General features: G+C 61.2%; 8 protein-coding genes and 1 pseudogene. All 9 read right to left on the bottom strand.

Going from position 1 to position 11,581, the window contains the following annotated elements; genetic code table 11:
* Positions 1 to 41: 41 nt before the first annotated feature.
* Positions 42 to 1,406, bottom strand: a complete 1,365-nt coding sequence (gene tssK / locus A9513_RS33360) for a type VI secretion system baseplate subunit TssK (protein WP_051445641.1) — start codon at positions 1,404 to 1,406, stop codon at positions 42 to 44.
* A 14-nt stretch (positions 1,407 to 1,420) separates the two neighbouring features.
* Complete coding sequence (tssJ, locus tag A9513_RS33355; RefSeq protein WP_226045956.1) at positions 1,421 to 2,047, bottom strand: type VI secretion system lipoprotein TssJ; 627 nt, start codon at positions 2,045 to 2,047, stop codon at positions 1,421 to 1,423.
* Positions 2,044 to 4,065, bottom strand: coding sequence for a type VI secretion system-associated FHA domain protein TagH (gene tagH / locus A9513_RS35315; RefSeq protein WP_082032826.1), 2,022 nt, complete (start codon positions 4,063 to 4,065; stop codon positions 2,044 to 2,046). Before tagH ends, tssJ begins: the two co-directional genes overlap by 4 nt.
* 53 nt (positions 4,066 to 4,118) lie before the next feature.
* Positions 4,119 to 4,508 (bottom strand): PAAR-like domain-containing protein, encoded by a 390-nt coding sequence (locus A9513_RS33340; RefSeq protein ID WP_024764702.1) that lies wholly within the window; start codon positions 4,506 to 4,508, stop codon positions 4,119 to 4,121.
* Between the two features lie 10 nt (positions 4,509 to 4,518).
* A complete protein-coding gene (locus A9513_RS33335) occupies positions 4,519 to 5,145 on the bottom strand; it encodes a DUF3540 domain-containing protein (protein WP_081754018.1) in 627 nt (208 codons plus the stop codon).
* Positions 5,142 to 6,254: a pentapeptide repeat-containing protein gene (locus A9513_RS33330; RefSeq protein ID WP_024764704.1), complete on the bottom strand. Its 1,113-nt coding sequence runs from the start codon at positions 6,252 to 6,254 to the stop codon at positions 5,142 to 5,144. Before A9513_RS33330 ends, A9513_RS33335 begins: the two co-directional genes overlap by 4 nt.
* Positions 6,251 to 8,869, bottom strand: a complete 2,619-nt coding sequence (locus tag A9513_RS33325) for a DUF2169 domain-containing protein (RefSeq protein ID WP_024764705.1) — start codon at positions 8,867 to 8,869, stop codon at positions 6,251 to 6,253. Before A9513_RS33325 ends, A9513_RS33330 begins: the two co-directional genes overlap by 4 nt.
* A 12-nt stretch (positions 8,870 to 8,881) precedes the next feature.
* A complete protein-coding gene (locus A9513_RS33320; RefSeq protein WP_065086580.1) occupies positions 8,882 to 10,888 on the bottom strand; it encodes a type VI secretion system Vgr family protein in 2,007 nt (668 codons plus the stop codon).
* A gap of 226 nt (positions 10,889 to 11,114) precedes the next feature.
* Positions 11,115 to 11,581, bottom strand: a pseudogene (locus A9513_RS36260) (hypothetical protein); the annotation flags it as partial.

Here is an 11,581-nt window from a genome sequence, read left to right as displayed (position 1 = left end):
CTTGTCCGTGCTATTGCAATGCATGGGACTACTCCTGGATATCAGCCGCGCACGGCCCAGAGTTCTATTTCAAGACCGGGGAATTCCCCCGCGAGGTGCAGGGCCAATACGCCGGTTCGCTGCAACTGCTGCCACATCTCGCCTCGCTTCTCGATCTCGAAGTAGAGATAGCCGGCGTTGTAGGGAATCTGGCGGGGCACCAACGGCAGGGCGTGAACACCGATGCCGGGCAATTGCAGTTGCACTAGGTCGCGGATGCGATCCACGGTGCCGAGCTTGACCTGCGCCGGGAAGCGCGTGCGGACCACTTCACCAGGCAGCTCGGCGTGTACGGCGAGGATGAAGCCTGCCTCGCGCAGCAGGTCCGGGCTGGGAATAGCACCCACCCGCACACCGTGTCCGCGATCCTGCAGGGCGATGGAGATGGCACTTTGCTCCAGTACGGTGGATAGGGCCTGGCGCAGGTTCTTCATCAACGGCTCGAAACTCTGCTGAAGATCGTCGTGGACATAGCGAGGCCATAGCGGCGGCTGGCGGTTGGCAGCGGTGAACGTGGCCAGGTCGAAGGCCAGCTTCAGCCAGTCGTGGAATAGCTCGCCGGGGTGACGTTGCAGTTCCTGTTGGGCCATCCAGGTGCTGGCCAGGGAGCGGTTCGCCAGCTCCAGCAGCATGAAGTCGGCAACTTCGCCCACGCCGCCTCGCCCAGGCTGCGAGAGGCGTTGGCCAAGAGCATGGGAGCGCTGTTGAAGCAGGCTGTGAACTTCCTTGACGAATCCGCTGAGTGTGTTGTGTGCCATGCAATCCAGCAGCGGTGGAATGTAGTTCTCATCCAGCCGCAGACGCTGGTCAGCACCTCGCTCGGCTACGCGCACCACGCCAATGGCCTGGTAGGCGTCGCTCAGATCCTCCCGCAGCGCCAGGCGAAATCTTGGGCGGGCCAGTTGCAGTTGTGCCGGCCCCAGGGCAATCGCATTGGAGTCAGCCATCTCGGCTTCCGCTGCGCAGTAGCGAGCGGGCGAACCTTCGATGTCCTCGAACAGCACCTCTTCGCTGCCGGGGCGTCGCAGTGGCAACCCGAGCACTACCTCGGCCCCCTTTGCGGTAGGAGGGAAGTCCAACGCTTGCGGGCAGTCGCCGGGGGTGCTGAAGGTGAACGGTGTACCGTCGGGCATCACCCCGCGGGCGCGATGGAGCGCCACCTTGCCCAGCTCGAGCATCTGCGAATCCAGCTCCAGCTCGAGGAAGCCCCAGAACGCTCCTCCGAGACCGCGGCAACGGCGCTCCAGATAGTGCTCCATGTAGCGTTCCCACTGCTGGAAGTGTTGTGGGCGCAAGTACATGCCCTCGGTCCACAGTGGGCCCAGGGTATGAGCCTGAGCGCTGGATAACGAATCGGATCTGCTCATGCGTCTGTCCTTAGTCATTCCTGCTGGGTGGGCGTCAGGACGTGCAGTCCGTCCTGGCTGATCACCACGTCAATACTGATGTCGTGGTCCGGCGATTGCGCCTTGTCCGTGGCCGTGTCGTCGCTCTCGACGGATTTGGCCGGCACAGCGGAGGAAATGGGGATCAGGACGCGCCATGTGCGCCCCTCCAGTTGCTGGTATCCGGCGACCACTCCAAGCAATGCAGGTGGCGAGGAGCTGGAGTACTTGCGCTGGTCACTGGTACCCGGCCAGACCATCAGTTGATCGCTACGCAGCAGGTCCTGGCCCAGGCGCATCTGAGCGTTGTTACGCAGATCGAAGTAGTCGGTCATCTCGAAGTTTCCCGGGCTGCGCAGCTCGAAGATGTTGAGCAGCACGGGCATTGCCCGGCCGGATCCATCGCGATTGATGTCCTCGTCGGCCTTGAGCGAAAGTGTGTAGTGGAAGTCCTTAAGCATCTCTGCAGACGGAGGGCTGGGCTGGTCACTCCTCCACAGCGAGCAGCCGGAGATGACAGTGGACAAACCGGCCAGCAAGCAGCAACTAAACAGTTTGGGGCCCTTTGAGGATCGCCTTTTTCCGGAAACTGCAGGGCAAAGGACTCTACGGCTGAGGTTCACACCGATATCTCCGTTTGGCGGCTGTTGGCCGTTGAGCAACGATCAATCTCATCCTCATAGGCGCGGCGGAAGGTTTCACCAAACAGGCGGTAGAAATCTTCGTTTTCCAACTGGGCCAGCACTGCCTGGTAGTGTTCGTGGTAATGCCGCCAGCGGCGAGCCTCCATGCGAGAGGGAAGCAGCCGGTCGAGCAGGCCGCGCGGACCGTTGTTTATTTCGCTGCGTTCTGGATTGAGTTCACTGATCAACTCGAACAAGGCTGTGCGGGTCCCCGCCAGAACGCCCAACTGGTGGTGCTGCAGATTGGCCAGCGCTTCATCGATTGCCTGTTCAGGTGGAAGGAAACCGGGCAGGTGCTGGCCGAACATCTGAATCAGTACGGCTTGCCCCGAGGGCAGAATCTTGAATGGGTTGTTCGCCGACTCCATGACCCGAGTGAGCTCTGCGTGGACTTCGTGCTTGATCAGCGTGCGGGAGGACATCAGGCGTACGGTGCCGTCGGTAAACAGTTTGAGCAGTCGACCCAGCTGCGCCATGCGCTCTTCCAGTGGCATGGCCGAGGGTTTGGCCTGTTCTATGCCAGCAGCTTTCATGAAGCTTGCGATGGCGCGCGCACCTTCCAACTGCATCTCGTCCTGCCGGGCCGGCGCCATTTCGGGGGACGAGTCGTCTGGAGAAGTCTTTGGCTCCTGGAGTGGGGCCAGCTGCGGTGCGACCAGGGACCTACTGCCAACCACGCTGAACTCGGTCTTGCCGGCGTCGTCCTGCGGATCTGCCTGGGCGGGTTCGCTATGCGTGGGCAACCGCAGTCTCCCGGACGGATCTGCAGGAGTGCTGCGCGTCCTGGTTGTTGGCTCGTCGAGGGGTCTGCGTGATGCCGGCGGCATTGTCGCCGCTCTGGCTCGGCCGGGTCCGGAGGTGTAGAGCTGTCCCGTCTGAGCCCGATGGAACAGTTCGCCGATGTCACTGCGGGTGATTGCCTTTACCTGCAGCTCGTTTACCGGCGCAGAAGGGATGGGCTCCAGTGGCTCGGCGAGAGGGAGTGCTCCGGGGTTGTCCAGCAGGTCGGTGAATCCCGGCATTATCGCGTCGCTTGGCGGGTAGCTGGCCGGAGCATCTATGAGCTCTGTCAGCGGGGGGGAGGTGTCCGGTTTAATAGGCTTAGGCTCGGGAACCTGGCCCAGTCGCAGAGAGATCCGACCGATATCGGCCCTGTCCATGGTCGTGCCCTGGTTGAACACCTCGCGCGGGGATTCGAATGTCACGGTCGGTGTCTGCGCGTAATTGGCGAGGACGGACGGCCCAAGGTTCTCCAGCAAGTCGACGGGGTGTGCTGGCTGTTCGAACAGCGCCAACGGATCGAGCGAAGAATCGCGAAGAGGATCCGGCACGACGGAAGGTGGCTCGCCAGGAAAGACCGACGCCTGGGTGCTGAGCAGAGAGTTGTCGTGCTCTGGCATCTGACCGAAGAGCGACGGCGCGGCCCACGGCCGCTCCAGGCTCGCAGCACTTGGATTCCGTAGATCGAAAGGCGACACATCTACCTGAGGAGATGGCGGTAACGAGACAGTGTCGAGCAGATCGGCAAATGGATTCGTCCTGTCAGGCTCTTTGGTTTCACTGGCCGCGTCGGATGAGGGCGGTGATAAGAGATGGTTAAGACTTGTGGGTTCCACGGCATGGGGGCGATCAGGGAACGGCATGTCGTTGTTGGCCTCGCTGCGTAGTAGGTAGGGGCCGATCCGCAGGTGCTCGCCACCCAGCAATTGGCACTCCTGGTTGAGCTCAAGGCGTTGCTGATTGACCTCGATCACTGTCGTTGGGCTGGTGTTGCGCAGATACCAGCAGTCGTGGCGATGACTGACTACCGCCTGCAAACGCGAAATGCGCCGGTCGGGATCGCTCAACACGAGGTGGCACCCGGTGCTGCGACCGACAATCCCGCCTGGGGCATGGAACTGCGCCGATAGGCTCTGAGCTAGAGGCTCGCCGGCGTATTCGGTGACGGTGAGTTTCATCGTTCGGTTACTTCGTCTGCGCCGGGCTCAATGGCAGTTGCTGGGTCGCGGGATCACGCGGAAAGCACCACAACCTTGCTCTGGCTTGGCTCGGTGCGCGAACCGCTGGCATTGCCGGAGTTCTGTTTGGAGGTGCTGGTCATTCGGGTGACCGGCATGCCTTGCAGGATGACGGTATTGGCGCCGGTGACATGGCGCGATGACGACATCACGGTGCCGGAGCCGACACCACCGACGACACCGGGACCATCGCCGCTGGTCTGGGGGACGACGGTGCCCATGTTGTGCGCCGGGCCGCCGCAGAGCAGTACGTTCTGAACATTGGGAATCGCTCTATTGCCCGCTGCGGAGTTGGTGTAGGCGATGGCTGCTGGCAGTGGTGGCGTGAGGCAGACGTCCGGGCTGGCGACATCGGTACCGCCTACTTGAGAGTTAGCGAACATGGCGATCTCCTCATCCGATGTGGATCTGACGTGCGTCCAGCTTGCTCAACTGGTCGGCGCTGATCAGCGTGTTTTTGCCATGCAGGCGCAGGCTCTGTGTCGCTTCGCAGTCCAACTCGCCAGCGCGAACGCATTCCAGCTGTTCGCTGATGCGGAAACTCTGCTTGCTGATCTGTACCCACTTGTCGGCGAGCAGTTCGAGGGTCCGTCCGACCAGCTTTCCGATGCCGATGAAACCACGGGCTTCACCGCAGCTGTAGGTCAGGGTGGCGGCCTGGCAATCCAGTTCTCTAGCGCGCAGGCGCAGGGTTTCCGGTGCCAGCTCGACTGCTGTGCCGGTGATGCGCACTTTTGCGCCGCTTTCGATATCCAGGCCGTAGGGCAGGCGCAATGTGGGGCGCTCGGTGCCAGGGCGTTCGAGCACGCTGAGGATGAAGGTGTCGCCGTCGACATCGGCGAGCAGCACCCGATCACCAGCGTTGGGCCGCACGAGGCAACCGAATGCCTGGGTACAGATCTGCCGTAATTGACCACGGGCGACCAGAAAACCACGTTCACCGGCAGTTTCGATGATCCGGCCGGTAGGCTCGTAAGTAGGCGGTAGCGGCTTTTTCAGAAGAGTTCGCGAGGTATTCATGGTGTGTCTCCTTGCTCCGGAAGGACCTGTTGTAATGCCTGACGGAAAGCCCGGCTCTGCTGCTTGCTCTCGGCTGACCAGCGTTCGGCTGCGGTGAGTTCTGGATCCTCGAACAACACTCCGGCCTGATTACCCCAGTGCACGTCCTCGAGTTGGGCGGCGTGGAACTGGCTGTGCTGAAAGTGCGCGTCGCGAAAATCGGTGCTCTGCAGGTTGGCGTAGGTGAAGTCGGCGTAATGCAATTGACAACGGCGGAAACTGCTCGAGTGGATTCGGGCGCGTTGGAAAATTGCCTGATTGAGTTTGCTGTCTTCGAAATTGACCTGGGTGAGCTGCGCTTCCACCCACAGTGAGCTGGAAAGCTCCGCTTGCGTGCACGAGGCCCCGCTCAGGTCGGCTCGCAGGAAAATTGCCAGGGGAGCTTGGACACTATCCAGTCGAGCACCTTGCAGAGTGGCGTTGCTGAAGTTGCATTGGCGCAACTGGGCATTCTGCAAGTCGATGTTCTGCATCTGGCAGTCGACGAACTGGCAACCTTCGATGTCCAGATTCCGCAGTACCTGTCCCTGTAGATCGCAGGCAAGGAATACCGCCTTGTGCAGGCGTGCTCCGGCCAGCCTGAACTGCTTGAGGTCCAACTCGTGGAAGACTGTGCTCTGCATCTGGGTCGCAGAGAAGTCAGCTTGCGCCAGTGGCGCGTCGAACAGTGTCTGCTCTATCTGGGCCGCGACGAAGCTGGCTTTCTCCAGCGTGCCTCCGACAAAGCGGCTTTCGGTCGTGTGAGTAGCGTCGAAGCGGCATTCGCTGAGGTTGCAGTTAAGAAAACTGGTACCGTCCAGACGGGTGCGTCGAAGGCTGGCGGCGCTCAGCGAGCACTCGATGAAGTGTGCGCGGGAGAGGTCGCTGCCGCTCAGCTCGGCGTGGCTCAACTGGCAGTTGATGAATACACAGTCGGCCAGATTGGCACCGGGTAGCCAGGCACTCTCCAGCGCGACGTTGTCGAACATTTGTCCCGCCCAGGATGCGTTCTCCTCGCGTAGACCGCTGCAGTCCAGATTTCTAAGCTCTTCGCCGTGTTCCAGGCGCCGGCGGAATTCGGCGATGCTCATGCTTGCCCCTCAGCGAAGTCCGGGAGGCGGCGGGGCAACCATTTGATCCGCTCCTGATAGCAGCCCTCGAGCCGGGTAGTGCTGTCCAGCAATACTTCGCCAAAATCGGCGCGGAACAGGTTGCTGTTGGACAGATCGGCCTCTGCCAGCAAGGCGCCCTGGAGGATGCTCGATACCAGACTGGCGTTGCGTATGCTGGCGCCGCGAAGGTCGCTGCGAATCAACAGGTTGCCATCCAGATCGGCATGGTCCAGCCGGCTGCTACGCAAGTCGGTATCGCTGAGATCGGTCTGGCGCAAATGGCTGAAGGTGAAGTCGGCGCCTTCCAGCCTTGTATTGCGCAGGCAGACTTCCTCCATCTCGCAGGCCGAAAAATCCGCAAATGAAAGGTTGCTGGCACCGATGAAACTGGACTTCCTGATCTGCGCCGCCTGAAAACTGATGCCGTGGCTGGCATCGGTCTCGATGAGCGTCAGCCCTCGAATATGGGCCTGGCTGAAATCGACATCGCGCAGCGTACAACCATAGAACGCCAGGTTGTCTATCTGTGCCTGGTGCAGGCACAGTTGCTCAAGCTCAGCCCCCTCCAGGAAAAGATTCTCGACCTTGGCCTGGGTAAGATTGAGGTTGATGAGCTTGGCGTCCTTCAAGCGCACATCGCGCAGCGTCGTCTTGCTCAGATCGCAATCGCTCAGATTGCTCTGCTCCAGGCAAACGCGGCTAAGGTCCGCGCCGCGCAACGAGGCTTGGCGGGCTTGTGCCAGGCCCAGGTTGGCATCGGCGAGCTTGCACTCCTCGAGGTTGGCATGCGTCAGGTTGGCTCGCGTCAACAAGGTACCTTGCAGATTGGCTGCCGCCAGGTTGCAAGCGGTCAGGTTGGCCGAGTCCAGGTCCGCACCGGAGAGGTCGGCTCCGCGTAGATCCATACCGGCGAGATTGGCGCCGGCCAGCTCCAGCGCCGCCAGCGGCAACCCTTGTCGCAGGTAGTCTTGAATCAGCTGGCGCAGGTTCTGCGACGTCAATGCGTCGAGCTGTGGCTGGGCGTCCAGCAAATGGCCTGCGAGGGTGAGAGTGCTCTGCAGCTGTGCGCCTCCGCTGTCGAGGACGGCCTCCATCTGCTGACGCTGTTCGGCTGGAATGCGTTGGCTGGCGCGCTCATCGCGCAACTCTTGACGTAGCTTCTCCACCACTTGTCTGGGTTTTCGTGGGTTGGGCTTGGCACTTTCGTCGATTTGCGGAGGGTTGAGTGCCTTTGCTTTGGCCTCTCGAACACGAAGGTCGTCTATCGCCGTCTGTAGCCTGGTTTCGGCGTCCTTGCGGATTTGTTCGTGGGCCTTGATGAAAGTCGAGATGTTCTCCGGCGCAGGAGGTGCGGTAGCCGTCAGTACGACGGGCTCGGGTAGCTGCACGACTGGCGTAGCGGCGGTCTTTGGGAGCGTTGCCAAGTGGGCGATGAGCTTTTCGCGCTCGGCTGCGGCACGTAGGTTCAGGCGCTCCATCAGCGCATTGCTGGGTAAGTTTTGCGGGGCGAATGCCTCGAGGCCCGAGCCAATCAGTGGGGCAGGGATGAGCTCTGCATCGTTCAGGGCGTTTTCGACGCTGTACTGTGGCTCCAGGCGTCGTTCGAGTACTCCGTGGAAATACTCCATGTCGCGCGGCGCTTCGAGATCATCGGCGGCCAGTAGCAGGCAGGCGATATCATTGCCGTCGAAGCTGCTACAGGGAACGCTTCCATTGAAGATCAGGATCGCCCGTTCGCAGTGGGGAATGAACCAGACGGTGGTCAGGCGTAATGGCACTTCCTCGGTATTCCGGTTGTCCAGCATGTTGCGACGCAGGAAGCATCGAGCCCGCACCGCCGGCAGATGACCACTCAGGTCGGCATGTTCTGGATGCAGGTTCTGAAGCCGATAGTGTGCTCCGCCCGGGAACTCGTTGAGCCCTTCGAACCATTGGTCCGGTTGCGCGCCGTTGAAGTAGTGCCAGTCGATGTTTCGCGAGAATCCTGGGTAGTCCTCCTCCAGCCAGCGCTGGTCGTAGTCGTCGGCCAGCCGGTAACGCTGAGGCCAGTTGCTGTCGACCATACCCAGGTTGATTGGCACGCCCGGCTCGTCAGGCGTGCGCAGACACTGATCGAGTGGCTCCAGATTGGGCAGAGGCTGGGTTTCGTCCGCGCGCGCGATACCCTTGCCCAACGGATTCTCAGCAAACTCTGCACCTCCGTATGTCTGCGCCCAGTCGAGTGACAGCTCCTCGAAGGGTTGTGCTGCCGTGGGAGCATTACCGCTCCAGTACCGATTGCCAGTGACGCGAAGGCGCTTTTCGAGCCCGCCGACACTGACTGCCACCTCGCACACCGCCTTTCCCGACGCACAGTAATGTCCGTAGGCATTGCCGCTGACGAGGAACTCCGGGCATGCTTTGGGAATCGCTGCGTCAAGCGTGACACCTGGTAGTTGCTCCTCTGCCAGCTTCCACAGTTCCATCTCGGTGAGCAGGCAGGCCTGGCCCCGCAGAGGCACCAGGGCCAGCGCGGCGATACCCATGTGATAGCGGCGATCTCGGCGATAGACCTGATGCAGCAGGCTCATGCGCAGTGGCTTGATCAGTTTCATGACGTGGGCCCCTTAGCAAGTCACCTTGTATTTGCAGGTTTTCACCTGGGTCGAGTAGTTGTTGAGCGCGAAGCCGGCAATGCTGATCAGTGCGCCATAGGTGTTGATGCCGGCGCCGATGTTTTGGATCTTGGCGCCGTGATTGCCGATATGGCAGCCGGTGCCGTGCAGCCTCATCAGCGTTGCTCCGGCGTGGAGCCCGGTGCACTCGAGCTCCGCGCCGGTCAGTGCGATGCTTGCGCCGGTCAGGCTTATGTGCGCGCCGACCATGCTGAATAGTTGGCCGAGCAGCTCGTTTAGGCTGGGGCTGGTCTGGTTCATCTCTTCGCAGGCTTCCATGCACAGCTTCTTCAGCGCTTCCATGTTGATGCACTGGTGGGAGCGGGTGTTGATGTTGCCGTGCACCTCGCGATGCTGGTGGCCGCCGATGGTGCTGGCTTCGTTGCCTTGGACGTGCTTGGTGCGGTGCTTGTTGACCTTATGGGTCTCGTCGTTCTCCACGGAGGTGTCGAGGTTGCGTTCGGCGTGCAGCCTGACCTGCTCGGCGCCGCGCTTGTCGTCGAAACGCAGCATGCTGGCGTTCTCCGTCGTGCCCTGCTGCAGGGAACGGGTGACGATGCCGCTCTGGGTGCTGGCCGCGGGCAGGTTGAAGGGCGGCATCTGGTCGGCGTTGTAGACGCAGCCGACGATCAGCGGACGATCGGGCATGCCGTTGATGAAGTTCACCACGACTTCCTGGCCGATACGGGGGATCTGCAAGCCACCGAAGTTCGAGCCGGCCCAACTGCTGGACACCCGCACCCAGCACGAGCTGTTCTCGTTGCTCTGGCCATAGCGGTCCCAGTGGAACTGCACCTTTACCCGGCCGTACTGGTCGGTCCAGATTTCTTCGCCGGCCGGGCCTACCACCCTGGCAGTCTGCGGGCCATGGGTAAGCGGCAGGGGTGTGAGGCGTGGCGCCCGGTAGGGTTGCGTGGTGGGCTGAACGATGAAACGGGTGTCGTAGCGCGCCTCCTCGCTGCCGRAGGCATAACCCGCTTCATGGAAGTCGTAGTCGGCACTCACCACCAGGTAGTCGCGGTTTTCGCTGTTGCGCGGGTGGCCATCCAGGGTAAAGGTGAAGCCGGGCATGATGGCGGGCAGTTGGCTCTGCGCGCGGGTCTGCTCGCGCAGAGCCTGGGCCTCTTCGAGGCGAATGCGCGAGTAGCTTTCGGCATGCGCCTGGTCGATGAAGCCGCCCATCCAGTCGTACATCTCGAACTGGTCGTTGCTGTGCTGCTGCGGATTGATCTGCAGCTGGCGCATGTCGGCCTTGGGCTTGGAAAAGTCGTAGTCGCCGACCATGTAGCTGCCCGGGCGTACCTCCTCGCTGACCTGCCAGTGGGTGACGCCGACTTCGCTGGTGTTAACCAGACGATCGGGCGGCAGGTACGCCAGCTCGGCATATCCGGGCATTGGTGTCAGGGTGCTGATGTCGTCGGCCAGCACCAGGGTTTCACCGGCTTCGTTGTGTTCGAAGAAGTAGTAGATGCCTTCTTGTTCCATCAGGCGGCTGACGAAGTTGAAGTCGGTCTCCTGATACTGGACGCAATACTCCCACTGACGGTAGGTCGAGGTCAGGCGCTTCTCCACGGGATAGTCGTAGTCGCTGAAGACCTCGTCGAGGATCTCCACCACGCTCTTCTTCTGGAAGATCTTGCAGTCCGAGGTACAGGTCAGGAACCACAGCCAGGGACGTACGCTGAGGCGATAGACGTAGTCGCGAGAGGTGTTGCTTTCGCGCCCGATCAGCTCCATGCGGCTGACCTGTCCGGCGAGTTGACGTGGGGTGCCTTTGTCCAGGGCGATGGAGAGGCTCAACGGCTTGCCTAGGGTCTGCTTGATGTCCAGGCTGTAGTTGGCGCTCAGGACTTCCAGTTCGAACTCATAGAGCGCGGACAGCGACTCCTTGCCGCGCAGAGAGCGGAAACGCACATCGCTGTCGCTGAATGTGCCTTGAAGCGTGACGATACGATTCATGTCGATACCCCCGATGGGATCAGTTCGATAGAGGCCATGGCGGATGACGGCTCTGGTGCTCGGTGGCCAGGGTGGAAGTTGTTGGCGACGTCGGTGGAGTGGTCGGTAGCGTTCAAGATCTGCGGGCTGAGGTGTTCGAGCCGACTCGGGAAGGAGCAACAGTTGTGCTGTTGAGCGCGACCCGAGAGGTTTGCCAGGTGTGGTGTGGGCAGCTTTTTCATGAGGTTCAACAGGTCACCGAATAGCCGACGTGAGAGATGGAAACTCCGACGGTGCTAATCGACGCTCCAGTAGTCGCGATTGATGCTCCGGCCGTACTGATCGATGACCCTGTGGTAGCGATTGATGACCCGGTGGTGGTGATTGCAGAAGGCGCGCTGACGACCCACGAGCCTGCGGTGTTGATTGATGAGCCGTAGAGAGCGATCGACGAGCCGACAACAGCGTTTTGCGATCCGGTTGCGCTGAATGCCAGGCCAGTCAGAGAAACGCTTAGGCCTGTCATGCTGTTCACCACGCCATTCTGGTTATTGGTGATGCCCAAGACGGTATTGTTCTGGTCGGTGTCGACCGTATTGGTTTCGCTTCCTGATATGTGTTTGGTGCGGTTCCGGTTGACCTTATGGGTCTCGTCGTTCTCCACGGAGGTGTCGAGGTTGCGTTCGGCGTGCAGCCTGACCTGCTCGGCGCCGC

The sequence above is a fragment of the Pseudomonas sp. AU12215 genome (genome assembly GCF_001675465.2).
Lineage (GTDB): Bacteria > Pseudomonadota > Gammaproteobacteria > Pseudomonadales > Pseudomonadaceae > Pseudomonas > Pseudomonas nitroreducens.
Note: the sequence above shows the minus strand (reverse complement) of the source record. Positions and strands in the feature narration are given on the sequence as shown.